Origin of the sequence: Streptomyces albipurpureus (assembly GCF_023701525.1) — a bacterium.
In the GTDB taxonomy this organism is placed as follows: Bacteria; Actinomycetota; Actinomycetes; order Streptomycetales; family Streptomycetaceae; genus Streptomyces; species Streptomyces albipurpureus.
Genome location: NZ_JAMQAW010000001.1, coordinates 101,565 through 114,025 on the forward strand (window position 1 = coordinate 101,565; position 12,461 = coordinate 114,025).

Annotated in this window: 11 protein-coding genes; 6 read left to right on the forward strand and 5 right to left on the reverse strand. The window is 68.3% G+C overall.

Annotated elements, in window-relative coordinates; all coding sequences use genetic code 11:
* Positions 1–2: 2 nt before the first annotated feature.
* From NBG84_RS00465 to NBG84_RS00480, 4 genes are all read right to left on the reverse strand, one after another.
* Positions 3–1,031 (reverse strand): aminopeptidase, encoded by a 1,029-nt coding sequence (locus NBG84_RS00465; protein ID WP_250917163.1) that lies wholly within the window; start codon positions 1,029–1,031, stop codon positions 3–5.
* The gene (allB, locus tag NBG84_RS00470; RefSeq protein WP_250917164.1) at positions 1,019–2,563 is read right to left on the reverse strand and encodes an allantoinase AllB; all 1,545 of its coding nucleotides are present in this window, start codon (positions 2,561–2,563) and stop codon (positions 1,019–1,021) included. The genes NBG84_RS00465 and allB overlap by 13 nt, the downstream gene beginning before the upstream one ends.
* A gap of 71 nt (positions 2,564–2,634) precedes the next feature.
* The gene (locus NBG84_RS00475; protein ID WP_250917165.1) at positions 2,635–3,864 is read right to left on the reverse strand and encodes an amidohydrolase family protein; all 1,230 of its coding nucleotides are present in this window, start codon (positions 3,862–3,864) and stop codon (positions 2,635–2,637) included.
* Positions 3,865–3,871: 7 nt separating this feature from the next.
* Positions 3,872–4,552, reverse strand: coding sequence for a pyroglutamyl-peptidase I (locus NBG84_RS00480; protein ID WP_250917166.1), 681 nt, complete (start codon positions 4,550–4,552; stop codon positions 3,872–3,874).
* A 318-nt stretch (positions 4,553–4,870) separates the two neighbouring features.
* Here NBG84_RS00480 and NBG84_RS00485 point away from each other — a divergent pair, with 318 nt between their 5' ends.
* From NBG84_RS00485 to NBG84_RS00510, 6 genes are read left to right on the forward strand one after another with little or no spacing between them, the layout of a single operon-like run.
* Positions 4,871–6,517, forward strand: coding sequence for an ABC transporter substrate-binding protein (locus NBG84_RS00485; RefSeq protein WP_250917167.1), 1,647 nt, complete (start codon positions 4,871–4,873; stop codon positions 6,515–6,517).
* Positions 6,514–7,479: an ABC transporter permease gene (locus tag NBG84_RS00490; protein ID WP_250917168.1), complete on the forward strand. Its 966-nt coding sequence runs from the start codon at positions 6,514–6,516 to the stop codon at positions 7,477–7,479. The genes NBG84_RS00485 and NBG84_RS00490 overlap by 4 nt, the downstream gene beginning before the upstream one ends.
* Before the next feature lie 8 nt (positions 7,480–7,487).
* Positions 7,488–8,342 carry an ABC transporter permease gene (locus NBG84_RS00495; RefSeq protein WP_250917169.1) on the forward strand — a complete coding sequence of 285 codons (855 nt, stop codon included), beginning with the start codon at positions 7,488–7,490 and terminating at the stop codon, positions 8,340–8,342.
* On the forward strand, positions 8,339–9,355 hold the full coding sequence (locus NBG84_RS00500) for an ABC transporter ATP-binding protein (RefSeq protein ID WP_250917170.1): 1,017 nt from the start codon (positions 8,339–8,341) through the stop codon (positions 9,353–9,355). The genes NBG84_RS00495 and NBG84_RS00500 overlap by 4 nt, the downstream gene beginning before the upstream one ends.
* Positions 9,352–10,176: an ATP-binding cassette domain-containing protein gene (locus NBG84_RS00505; protein ID WP_250917171.1), complete on the forward strand. Its 825-nt coding sequence runs from the start codon at positions 9,352–9,354 to the stop codon at positions 10,174–10,176. Before NBG84_RS00500 ends, NBG84_RS00505 begins: the two co-directional genes overlap by 4 nt.
* 27 nt (positions 10,177–10,203) lie before the next feature.
* A complete protein-coding gene (locus NBG84_RS00510) occupies positions 10,204–11,841 on the forward strand; it encodes an ABC transporter substrate-binding protein (RefSeq protein ID WP_250917172.1) in 1,638 nt (545 codons plus the stop codon).
* Positions 11,842–12,027: 186 nt separating this feature from the next.
* Here NBG84_RS00510 and NBG84_RS00515 read toward each other — a convergent pair whose 3' ends face one another.
* Positions 12,028–12,330, reverse strand: coding sequence for a hypothetical protein (locus NBG84_RS00515; RefSeq protein ID WP_250917173.1), 303 nt, complete (start codon positions 12,328–12,330; stop codon positions 12,028–12,030).
* Positions 12,331–12,461: the final 131 nt, after the last annotated feature.

Below are 12,461 nucleotides of genomic sequence, written 5' to 3' on the forward strand. Positions count from 1 at the left end.
GGTCAACTCCTTGGTAGGCGACTTGGGATGCAGTACTGGCCATCGGCGAGAACCGTGAGGCCGTCGGCGTGGACGCTGGGGCGGTCGACGACCATGTCCACATGGACCGGGGACTCCCAGTCGGCGCCGGTGTAATCGGGGAAGGGGTGACCGAAGGCGATGTGCACCCCGGGCACGTTCTCGTCGAACAGCAGGTTTCCGGTGATCGCCGGGAGGGCCCGATTGGTGCCCAGGGCGAACTCCCCCAGCCGCAGCCCACCGGGGGCGTTGGTGAGCCAGTCGCGCACCTGTGACCGAAGCTCCTGGTCGGGGTGATCGAACCCGACCGCGGTACCGCCCTCGACCTCGATCAGCAGCGGCTCGGCCAGGAGTCCGGAGGCGGCGTTGAACGGGTAGCCCACGACGGAGACCGCCAGGATGCCGTCGGCGGTCAGCGGGGTGCAGAACACCTCGCCCTGGGGCAGTCGCCCGCCCTGGCCAACGCATTGGTACAGGCCCGTGAAGGGGGTCCAGGGGCGGCCCGGACCGCAGTTCAGGAGGAGATCGGTGCCACTCGCACTGGTGACCCGTACCGAGCGGGCATCGCTGAGGAGATCGCGTACCCCCAGGGTGAATCGGGCGACCTCGGTGTAGTCCACGGCCATGCCGATGCCGAGGCAGGCGTCGTCAAGCGCGGGCATATGGGCGTGGCGGGCGCCGAACCGTTCGAGATGTGCCCAGAACGTCGGGTCCCAGGCGAGCAGATCGCCGGGGTCGGCCGCGGCGAACACGGTGACGGTCGGTCGACGGGCATCGAGAACGCGCCCGATCTCCTGCCGTGCGAGCTCGTACCCCGCGGCGATATCGGGGATCACCGCCACGGTCGCGGCGGTGACGGTACGGGCCTGGTCCGCGATGACATCGGCCAGGGGGCGGGTGCGCCGGTCGGTCAGTACCAGCACCCGGTCGGCGTCGGTGACCGCCAGACAGGTGCGGATCAACTCGGTGGCACCACGGATGACATCCGGTTGGGAGGCGATCAGATCTGGCATGCCGCCTCCTCATCCGGTGCTGCGGAGGCGGTCGCCGCCGGCCCCGCGAGGGGGAGGAACCGCCCCGACCCCTTGGGCGCCACGATGTCGCCCTCGATGGCCACCGTCCGACCGCGGACAACGGTCCGGACGACCTTCACCGTGCTGGTGCGTCCGTCGTACGGGGACCACTGCTCCTCGGCGTGCTGCTGCTTCTGCGCGCTGACCACCCAGGGGGCGTCCAGATCGAGAAGGGCGAAGTCCGCGTCCATACCCGCGCTGATCGCCCCCTTGGAGCCGACCGCGCCCACGAGTCGGGCCGGGCCGCTCGTCATCAGGGGCACGATGTCGGTGAGCCGCATCCCCCGGCGCAGTGCCTCGCTGATCACCAGCGGCACATACTCCTGGACGCTCTGGATGCCGAACGGGCAACCGAAGACATCGTCGGACGCGGCGAGCTTCTCAGCCCGGCCGTAGGGGCAGTGGTCGGAGACGACCGCGTGCACCCGCCCGGCCCGGACCCGGTCCCACAACTGCTCCACATGGTGGGCGTCGCGCAACGGTGGGGCGCAGACCCCGAAACCGCCCAGCTCGGGCAGTTCGGCGGCGTTCAGCAGGAGATGGTGGGCGGTGACCTCACAGGTGGCGTCCAGTCCGCCCGCGCGTGCCTCGGTGACCAGGTCGATGGCCTCGGGTGTGGAGAGATGCACCAGATGGACCGCGCAACCGGTCTGCCGGGCCAGCCTCAGCACCTGGCGCACCGCGGTGATCTCGGTCGCCGGGGGGCGGGCCTCCAGCAGCGCGGCGAAGTCGGTGCGCCCACCGGCCCGCAGGGTGGCTTCACCGAGGGCGAGCGCGTCACGGTCCTCGGCGTGCACGAGCACGCGGGCGCCGAGCCGTGCGGCCGTGGTCATTCCGGTGAGCAGATCGGCCTCGGTCGCCGGCGGGAAGTCCATGTCGTTCTCGGGCATGAACGCCTTGAAGCCGGGAGCGCCGAGCCCGTGCTGGCCCGCCATCTCATCCAGCGACGGCTTGGTGAGGGCGCCCCAGAGACCGAAGTCGACCACCGCGCCGGCCGCGGCCTGCTCGACCTTGGCGCGATAGCGGTCGGCGGTGGTGGTCGGCGGGTCGGAGAAGGGGTGCTCGACCACGAAGGTGACACCACCGGCGGCGGCGGAGCGGGTGCCGGTGTGGAAGTCCGCCTCCAGGGAGATGCCGGGGACATCGAAGTGCACATGGAGATCGATCACACCGGCGATCAGATGCAGTCCGGTGGCGTCGATGGTCTCGGCGGCGCTGAACCGGGTGGCGGGCGGGACGATGGCGTGCACCCGGCCGTCATCGACCAGGAGCGTACCGGTCCGCGGTCCCTCCGGCGTCACCACGGTGGCACCGGTGACGGCGAGATCGACATGGTCGGTGGCGGCCGGTGCCTTGGGGCGTCGCCCGGGCGCATGGGGGCCTGCCCCCGGTTCGGGGCGGGAGACGGACCTGGCCGCGTACGGGCGCGCCCGCTGGCCGGCCGACTCGTCGATTCCCCGGTTGCGGTTCACGGGGAGCTCGCTCGGCTGGTTCACCTGCGGTGCCGGCTCACCCGGGGCGTGCGGGGCGGGAGCGTGCGAGGTCACGGGGCCACCGGTTCCACCGTACGGCTGCCGGTGTCGCGACGGCTGACCACCTGTCCGCGCCGCAGTGTGACGCGCGAGGAAGGCATGTTGGCGAGCGCGGTCGCCCGGTCGGGAGCGTCGAACAGCACCAGATCGGCGTCCTCGCCCACCGCGATGTCGCCGGGTCGCCCGCCGATCACGGCCGCCGCCTGGCCGCAGACCAGCTCCCAGGCGGTGTCAACAGCGCCCTCGTCGTGGAATCCGGCGCCGAAGAAGGCCATTTGGGCCCGGTCCAGCGGGTCCAGGGTGCCGAGCGGGTACCAGCCGTCGTTCATGTTGTCGCTGCCCGCGGCGACGATCGCGCCGGCCGCCATCAGCTCCTGCGGCCGGGACAGCCCGCGGGGGCCACCGTCCAGCAGATTGAGCGGAACGACCACGATCCGTACGTCCGCCTCGACCACGGCCGCGATCGTCCGGGCCGCGTCGGTGTCGGTGTACACCTCCAGACCACAACAGTGGCTGGCCAGGACCCGGCCCTGGTAGCCACGGCGGACGGTCTCCTGCGCGATGTACTCCAGCATGGTCTCGCTGGGGTCGATCATGCAGTCCGCGTGGATGTCCACACCGACGTCGAAGCGCTCCGCCAGATCGAAGATCTCACGGACGTTGGCACGCTGGGCTTCGATGCCGTCCTCGACATTGGGCCAGCCGCCGATGAGGTCGGCGCCGGACTTCAACGCCTCCACCAGCAGGCTTCGGGACTCGGGGTCCCGATCGAGACCTTCCTGCGGGAAGGCCACGATCTCCACGTCCATCAGATGGGCCACTCGCTCCCGGGCGGCCAGCACACCGTGCAGTCCGCGGAGCCCCGCGTAGGAGTCCACATCGACATTGGCCCGCAGTGTGGTGACCCCGTTGGCGGATGCCAACTTCAGGGCGCGCACCGCGCGCTCGGTGACGTCCTCCACGGTGAAACCGGCCTTGATCAGCCGGGCGCGCTCAAAGGAGTCCCTGGCACCACTGGGCGCCAGGCTGCGGCTGTACGCCTTGTCCGGGTGGTAGTGCGGCTCGGTGAAGGACCGGGAGACCAGCCCCCCACCGGCGTCGAGGATCTCGGACGCCTCGGCGGTGGTCGAGCCGCTGGGTACGAGAGCGATCACCTTGCCGTCCCGTATGTGCAGGTCCACCAGGTCCTCACGGCCGTGGACACGGCCGTCCCGGATCAATAGGTCGAGTTCCAAAGGCATGGCGCTGTCACCACTCCCATTCATTGGCGGGGACGGGGATGTCGGACGGATGGGCGACCACCGCCGCGATGCCCGCCCGCACGGCCGAGATCTGGAGTGCGAGGGACATGCTCGGGCCGTTGTGGCCGATCTGCGCCACGTGCTCCGGAGTGTCGGGGAGATGCACAAAACCACAACGAGTCGGCCAGCCGGCCTGGGCGGTCAGATGCAGCGCGGTGTACATGACGGCGTTGCAGCCGTGGGTGGAGGCGGAGTTGGAGATCAACGCGGGCACACCGGCCGCACGCATCGCCGTGGCCATCGCCTTGATCGGCAGGGTGGAGAGATAGGCGGCCGGCCCGTCCGGATAGAGCGGTTCGCCGGCGGGGCGCCGCCCGTCCTCGGCGAACTGGAAGTCCTCGACGTTGACGGCGGTGCGCTCGACCGTGACGGTGCTCCGTCCTGAGAACACTCCACAGGCGATCACCGCGGCGGGCGGCTCCTGCTCACGCAGCAGCGGGAGCAGGGCCTCTTCCGGGCGCTCACCCCAGATGAGGCTGCGTCCGACCACGCGGTGGCCGCCGATCTCCTCGCCGTCGAGGGCGAGCGCGACGGCAGAGCTGGGGTTGTCGGCGTAGTGCAGCTCGGTCCGGGAGGCCAGGGTGCCGAAGGCGCCGTTCCCGGTCACCAGAATCCAGGGCAGGGTCATCACACATCTTCCGATGGATGGAATGCTCAGATCATCAGGCGGAAGACTGAGCATCCGCCATGGCTCAGCATCATGACGCATGCCAGACAGAAAAGAAACGTTTCTTTTTCCGAAAGAAACGTTTCTTTCTGAGTCTTGACCCCGTGAATCCACGGGTGTTAACTGCCGCACAACAAGCCCGAGCACGATGGCTCCGCAGCGCAGCCGAGACGTTGGTGATACCCCCGCCGGGATGGCTCCTCCGCTGCCCGCACCTCCCCCTTGTTTTTCGCTGTTCCCTGCCCTGCGTGACCCCGATCCCTCGCGGAGGTACTCCACTTGAACGCCAATTCCGTCCCGTCTGGCGCGAGACGTCTCACCGTCACCCTGGTCGTCGGGACACTGGCCCTCACGGCCTGCTCCGGTGTCAGTCAGGACAAGAAGTCCACCGACCAGAAGGGGCTCAAGGTCACCGAGCTGACCCCGAAGGCCGCTGGCTCGCTGGACCGCATCACCTGGGCCGTCACCGCCGAACCCTCGTCGTTCGACTGGATCTACAACGCCAGCTTTGAGACCGGCCAGATCATGGCCAATGTGTGTGAGGGGTTGATGCGCCTGGCCCCCGACATGTCGGTCGAGCCCGCGCTGGCCGAGTCCTTCACCAACCCGACCCCGACCACCTGGGTCTACAAGGTGCGCCCGGGGGTGACCTTCCACGACGGCACCGAGCTGACCGCCGAGGACGTGGCCTTCAGCCTCAACCGCAACCTGGACACCAAGGCGGGATCGTTCTGGTCCGGCGCCTACGAAAACGTTTCTTCAGTGAAGGTGAGCGGCCCGCTGGAGGTCACCGTCGCGCTGAAGCAGCCGGACGCGCTCTTTAACTCGTATCTGAGCAGTCCCGCCGGAATCGTCGGGAGCAAGGCAACGGTCACCGCCAAGGGGAAGGCGTACGGAACACCGGACGGCGGTGTGAACTGTGTTGGCCCGTTCTCCCTGAGCAAGTGGGACAAGGGCCAGTCGATGACCCTGAAGCGGGACGACAACTACTTCGACCCCGCGCACAAGGCCAAGTCCAAGGAAGTCGTCTTCCGGTTCGTCCGCGACCCCGCCGCCATGGTCAACGGACTGCTGTCCGACTCGATCGACGGCAGCTGGTTCCTCCCGCCGTCCGCGATCAAGCGGCTGTCGTCCAGCGGTAAGGGCTCGGTCTACTACGGCAAGTCCACCCAGGGCTTCAACGCCATCGTGATGAACACCGAGGGGCCGCTGCGCGATGTGCGCATCCGGCAGGCCCTGTCCATGGCGATCGACCGCAAGGGCATCATCGACGCCGTCATCAGTGGCGCGGGCCAGCCCCAGAAGGCTCCCGCGGTCCCCGGCTCATGGGGCTACGCCGAAGAGAAGTACCAGCAGGCCTGGGACGGGCTCAAGGTCACCGAGCAGAACCTCGAAGCGGCGAAGAAGCTGGTCGCCGACGCCGGTGCGCCCAGCAAGCCGATCGTGGTCGCGACGACCAGCGCCGAGGCCGAGGTCCCGGTGATCGGTGCGGAGATCCAGTCAGCCGCCAAGAAGATCGGCCTCGACGTCCAGATCAAGTCCGTCCCCGCCGACCAGTACAACGGCGTGTACACGGACAAGAAGGCCCGTGAAGGCATCGATCTCTACCTCACCGGTTGGGGCACCGACTTCGCCGACCCGTTGCAGATGTACCAGTACTTCCAGACCGATCACTTCTACAACTTCTCGGGCTTCTCCAACCCGAAGTACGACGACCTCATCGTCAAGGCCGGCAAGACCCAGGACCAGGCGCAGCGCGCCGATCTGGTGACCGCCGCCCAGAAGATCGTGGTCGACGAGTTGGTGTGGATACCGCTGTACGCCCCGTACAACACGCTCTTCCTCAACAAGCGGGTCACCGGTACCCCGGCCTCCTACGTCCAGCTGCACTACCCGTGGGCGGCCCACCTGGGAGCCTCCTCATGAGCGACGCACTGAGCGGTGCGCTCAGGATGATCGCCAAACGGCTCTCGGCGCTGGCCCTTCTGATGCTCGCCACCTCGTTCATCGTCTTCTCGGCGATGTATCTGGCACCCGGCTCACCGGAGTCGTTCCTGGCCCGGGGCAACTCGGTGACGGCCGACACCCTGCAAGCCATCCGGGATCAGTACCGGTTGGACGATCCCTTCTTCGAGCGCTACCTCTCCTGGCTGGGTGGCATCGTGACCGGCGACTTCGGTCAGTCGCTCCAGTTCCGGCAGCCGGTGGACGATCTGATCGCCTCCCGGCTCACCACCACCGCGACCCTGGTCGTCTACGCCTTCGCGCTGATCCTCGTCTCCGGCATTGTGATCGGTGTGGTCGCGGCCGTGAAGCGCGGCAAGGTCGACAGCGCGGCGATCATCGGCACCACCGTCGCCATGGGCACCCCGTCCTTCGTGGTGGCGATCGGGCTGACCTCGCTGTTCGCTGTCACCCTCGGCTGGTTCCCCGCCTTCGGCGCGGGTGAGGGCTTCCTCAACAGGATCTGGCACCTCACCCTGCCGGCGGTGGCGCTCGCGCTCTCCTCGGCCGCGCTGGTGGCACGGGCCACCCGCTCCTCGATGCTCGCCGAGATGGGCAAGGAGTACGTGGAGACCGCGCGGGTACGGGGCCTGCCCGAGAGCCGGATCATCTGGCGGCACGCCTTCCGCAACGCCCTGGTGCCCGTGGTCACCCTCGCCGGTCTGGTGGTCTCCGGGCTGCTGGTCACGACCACGCTCGTGGAGACCGCGTTCGGCCTGAACGGGATGGGCTCACTGCTGGTGCAGTCCGTCAACGCCAAGGACTTCCCGGTCACCCAGGCCATTGTGTTGATCATCGTCGGAGTGTTCGCCCTCGCCAATCTGCTGGTTGATCTCGTCTACCCGCTGGTCGATCCGCGGGTGCGTGGAAAGGTCGGTGCCTGATGGCGGTCATGACCGAGTCCGCTCTCGTCCGCCGTCGGGGCCTGGGCCGCAGGTTCGGTGGGAACAAGGCGATGACCCTGTCGATCGGGGTGCTGACCCTCTTCGTACTCGTCGCCCTGTTCGCCCCCTGGCTCGCTCCGCACGACCCCAACGCGGTGTCACTCGCCAACAGCCTCCAGGGGACCTCCGCCGACCATCTCCTCGGCACCGATCAGTCCGGACGCGATGTACTGTCCCGACTGATCTACGGGGCCCGCAGCTCCCTGCTCGGCCCACTCGGTGTGGTCGTGGGTGCGACGCTGCTCGGTGTCACCATCGGTGTGGTCGCCGCCTGGCGCGGCGGCTGGGTCGACACGGCGCTCTCCCGGGCCATCGAGCTGATCTTCGCCTTCCCCGGTGTGCTGCTGGCCATCCTGCTGGTCTCGGTGCTCAGCGCCGGTCTGAAGGCCACCGTGCTCGCCCTCGCCATCGCCTACACCCCCTACATGGCCCGGATGACGCGCAGCGCCGCACTCAGTGAGCGGCACCGCCCCTACATCCGAGCCCTGGAGATCCAGGGGTTCCCCGCCGTGAGCATCATCGTGCGGCACCTGCTTCCCAACATCGCACCCCTCGTGCTGGCGCAGGCCTCGCTCTGCTTCGGCTACGCCATGATCGACCTCGCCGGACTGTCCTTCCTCGGCTTCGGTGTGCAACCGCCCCAGGCCGACTGGGGAGCCATGATCTCCGAGGGGCAGGTCGCCCTGCTTCAGGGGGCGCCCCTGTCGGCCCTCGCCCCGGGCGTCCTCATCGTCTGCGCCGTTGTGGGCTTCAGCCTCATCGGCGAGGGAGTCGCCGACCGCATCAGAAGGGCGGACCGATGACCACCGCACCGCCGAGCACCGCGATGCTCGCCGTGGAAGACCTCACGCTCGCGGTCCGCCGCGACGAGGACGTCAAGCCGATCCTCGCGTCGGTCTCCCTGAGTTGTGCCAAGGGCGAGATCGTCGGCCTGGTCGGTGAGTCCGGCTCGGGCAAGTCCATGACACTGCGGACGGCCGTCGGCCTCACCCCGGCGAAGGCCGACATCAGTGGACGCGTACAGGTCTCGGGCTTGGATGTGCTCGGCGCCTCCGGCAAGGAGTTGTCGAAGCTGCGGTCCCGGACCGCGTCGATGATCTTCCAGGACCCGCGGGCCCACATCAATCCGTTCCAGCGCATCGGCACCTTCCTCTGCGAGGGACTGCGCATCCACCAACGGATGTCCAAAGAGGAAGCCGCCCGCAAGGCGACAGGACTGCTGGACGAGGTCGGGCTACCGGACCCGGCCCGGCACATGCGCCAGTATCCGCACGAGCTCTCGGGCGGCATGCTCCAGCGAGTGATGATCGCCGCCGCGCTGGCGAGCGAGCCTGAACTGCTGCTGGCGGACGAGCCGACCACCGCGCTCGATGTGACCACCCAGGCCGAGATCGTCTCGATCCTGCTGCGGTTGCGCCGGGACCGGGGACTGTCCATCGTCCTGGTGACCCACGACCTCGACCTCGCGGTCTCCGCCTGTGACCGCATCCATGTGATGTACGCGGGTTCCATCGTCGAGGTGGCGTCCGCCGCCGAACTGGCCCGGGCACCCCAGCACCCCTACACGGCGGCCCTCTTCGCCGCCCGTCCCTCGCCCGATCGCACCGAGCTCAAGGCGGTGTCGGGCCGGCCTCTTGGCCTCTACGAGGTCGAAGGCGGCTGCGCGTTCGCTCCGAGGTGCCCCAAGGCGATCGACCTCTGCCAGGAAACGGCGCCCGAAACCCGGCTGGTCGACGGCCACCAGGTGGCCTGCCATCTCGCCTCGGAACCGCCGGTCCAACCGGTGGGTCCGCTCACGAAGGGAGAGCGGCCGTGACCGCCCAGCACCCCGTCACCCGGGTCGAGAAGCTGCGCAGGACGTACGACCACGGCAAGGTCGTCGCCGTCAATGACATCTCCTTCGAGGTACCCGTCGGCGGATCGCTCGGGATCGTCGGTGAGTCCGGCTCCGGCAAGACCACAACGGCCAAGTTGATCGTCGGTCTGGAAGAGCCCGACTCGGGCCGCATCTTCTTCGACGGCCAGGAGATCGGCACCGGAAGCAGCCGCAAACTCCGTCGCCAGCGCGCCCGAACCGTACAGCTCGTCTTCCAAGACCCCTATCAGAGCCTTGACCCACGGCAGACCGTCGGTGGCGCCATCGACGAGGTGCTGCGACTGCACACCGAGTTGAGCACCTCGGCGTTCGCCAAGCGGCGGGCAGAGCTGCTGGAACAGGTCGGACTCGGTGTCCGGGAGGCGGCGGCCCTGCCTCGGGAGCTCTCCGGCGGGCAACGGCAGCGGGTCGCCATCGCCCGGGCCCTGGCGGCCAACCCCCGGCTGCTGGTGTTGGACGAGGCGGTCGCCGCGCTCGATGTCTCCATCCAGGCGCAGATCCTCAATCTGCTCTCCGAGATCCGTCGGGAGACCGGAGTGGCGCTGGTCTTCGTCAGCCACGATCTGGAGGTCGTCCGCTGGGTCGCGGACGACGTGGTCGTGATGTTCCGCGGCTCGATCATCGAGAGCGGGCCAACGGCCGAAGTGCTCCAACGCCCCGAACACCCCTACACCCGGCTCCTGTTGTCCAGCGTGCCACGGCTGGGCTGGGATCCCGCTCAAGTGTCGCAGGCGCGACGCGAATTCCTCGCCACCCAGTGACTCCGGCCCGCCTTGTGGAGGAAAGCCATGCCCCGCATCACCAAGCGCACCACGGTCCTTGTCGCGCTGACCACCTGTACGGCCCTTGGACTCTCCGCCTGCGGTGGAGTGGAGGGCGCCGGCAAGACGGGTCCGAGCACCCCCAAGCTCACCGAGTCACTACCGGCGGCGAAGGGCGATGTCGGCGCCCTCAGATGGGCGCTCTACGCCGAACCCTCGTCCCTGGACCCGATCTACAGCAATGACTTCCCGCCCATGGAGGTCCTCGCCAATGTCTGCGAGAGCCTGCTGAAGATCAACCCCGACTTCTCCTTCCAGCCGTCGCTGGCCGCGTCCTGGACCAATCCGAGCCCACTGACCTGGGTGTACCAGCTGCGCGACGGGGTGACCTTCCACAGCGGTGCCAAGATGACCGCGGAGGACGTCGCCTACAGTCTCGGCCGCAACCTCGACAAGTCCCTCGGCTCGTACCACGACGCCGTCTACAAGAACGTCGACTCGATCAAGGCGACCGGGACGAGGGAGATCACCGTACGGCTGAAGCAGCCGGACGCCCAGTTCAACCAGGCGATGGCGACACCGGCCGGCCGGGTCCTGAACAAGGCGGCGTCCCAGAAGGCCGGCAAGACGCTCGGCCGCCCGGACGGCGGGGTCGACTGCACCGGTCCGTTCAAACTGGCCGACTGGTCGGCCGGTAAGTCCATCACCATCGACCGCTTCGACGCGTACTGGGACACGGCGCGCAAGGCCAAGGCGTCCGCGGTGGAGTTCGAGTTCATCCGCGACCCCGCGGCACGCACCACCGCGATGCTCTCCGGTGAACTCGACGGCTCCTGGTTCGTCCCCGCCTCCGGCTACGCGAAGCTGCTCACCTCCGACAAGGGCTCGCTCTACTTCGGTCGGACGTCGGGAAGCTATGTCGGCATGGTGACGGACCTCAAGGGCCCGCTCGCCGATGTCAAGATCCGCAAGGCGCTCTCGATGGCCATCGACCGCAAGGGCATCATCTCCGCGGCCGTCTCCGGGGCGGCGGAAACCCTCAAGGCACCCACCGCCCCGGGGACCTGGGGCTACGCCCAGAAGGAACTGAAGGCCGCCTACGACGCGCTGCCCGACCCCAACGGTTCGCTGGACGAGGCGAAGAAGCTCGTCAAGGAAGCCGGCGCACCGAGCAAGCCCATCACCATCGCGGTCACCGGCTCCCAGTCCGAGATGCCGATCATCGGTACGGAGGTCAAGCGCGCCGGTGAGTCGGTCGGCCTCAAGGTCAACATCAAGACCCTTCCGGCCGACAACTACAACGCCCTCTACAGCGATGCCAAGGCACGGGAGGGCATCGACATGCTCTTCTCCCTGTGGCAGGCGGACTACCCGGACCCGACCGCGCTCTACCAGTACCTCCAGACGGGCGACACCTTCAACTTCGCCCAGTGGTCGGACCGGACCTTCGACCGGCTGATCAATGAGGCCAAGTCGGCCGCCGACACCTCAAAGCGCGCCAAGCTCATCGCCGAGGCCCAGCAGATAGCCGTCGACCAGGGCATCTGGATGCCGCTGTACACACCGTTCAACCCCGTCTTCCTGAAGAAGGGCCTGACCGGGGCGCCGATCTCCTCGGTCCAGCTCACCTACCCTTGGGCCGCCGACATCGGCAGCGCCAAGTAGAGCCACGCCTGGGGGCGTGAGAGCGAGAGGGCCAAGCTCTCGCTCAGGGGCAGAGGCTCCCGGTCCACCTCGGACCGGGAGCCTTCTCCTGTTCCCGGGCCATGGGCACCGGGCAGGCACGGTGAGGCCCCCGAAGCGGCCCCAGCCCGGTGACCGTTGCCACCGCGACCCGGCCCGCGCCCGGGTTCAGGAACACCTCGGCTCCTGGCCGGGGCGGACGTCCCTCTCCTCTTGGCACTGCCTGAGCGTGCGCTTGGGCGTCATGGTCCATGTGTACATTGCCGGCCAATAGCCCATACCCGCGCCATCCTCGGCGCCCAGCAGCGGCCGGTCGCCGCCATCGACGACAACCTGCCGGTAGCCGATGCTCGTATCGAGACCGATCGTCAGGCTGTAGGTGAAGACGTCTGGCATGCCAATGGTCAGCCATTCCGTGTCACGGCTCTCAACGCATCCGGTACGGAGAGCTACGCCTACGGTCGTTTCCATACGGTCACCCCCCAACTCTCCATGAGAGAAGTGGGGAGCGGGAAAATGAAGAAGGAGGCCGCCTGCCGGGGCTGTTGGGCCACCTCACCAGAAGGGGCCGGCAAGTTCGTGAGGGGGTGTCCGGCTACTCC

Excerpts from the sequence above, each read along its gene's own strand:
- NBG84_RS00465 (WP_250917163.1), bottom strand. The coding sequence starts at position 1,031 with ATGCCAGATCTGATCGCCTCCCAACCGGATGTCATCCGTGGTGCCACC.
- NBG84_RS00475 (WP_250917165.1), bottom strand. The coding sequence starts at position 3,864 with ATGCCTTTGGAACTCGACCTATTGATCCGGGACGGCCGTGTCCACGGC.
- NBG84_RS00480 (WP_250917166.1), bottom strand. The coding sequence starts at position 4,552 with ATGACCCTGCCCTGGATTCTGGTGACCGGGAACGGCGCCTTCGGCACC.
- NBG84_RS00490 (WP_250917168.1), top strand. The coding sequence starts at position 6,514 with ATGAGCGACGCACTGAGCGGTGCGCTCAGGATGATCGCCAAACGGCTC.
- NBG84_RS00495 (WP_250917169.1), top strand. The coding sequence starts at position 7,488 with ATGACCGAGTCCGCTCTCGTCCGCCGTCGGGGCCTGGGCCGCAGGTTC.
- NBG84_RS00500 (WP_250917170.1), top strand. The coding sequence starts at position 8,339 with ATGACCACCGCACCGCCGAGCACCGCGATGCTCGCCGTGGAAGACCTC.
- NBG84_RS00510 (WP_250917172.1), top strand. The coding sequence starts at position 10,204 with ATGCCCCGCATCACCAAGCGCACCACGGTCCTTGTCGCGCTGACCACC.
- NBG84_RS00515 (WP_250917173.1), bottom strand. The coding sequence starts at position 12,330 with ATGGAAACGACCGTAGGCGTAGCTCTCCGTACCGGATGCGTTGAGAGC.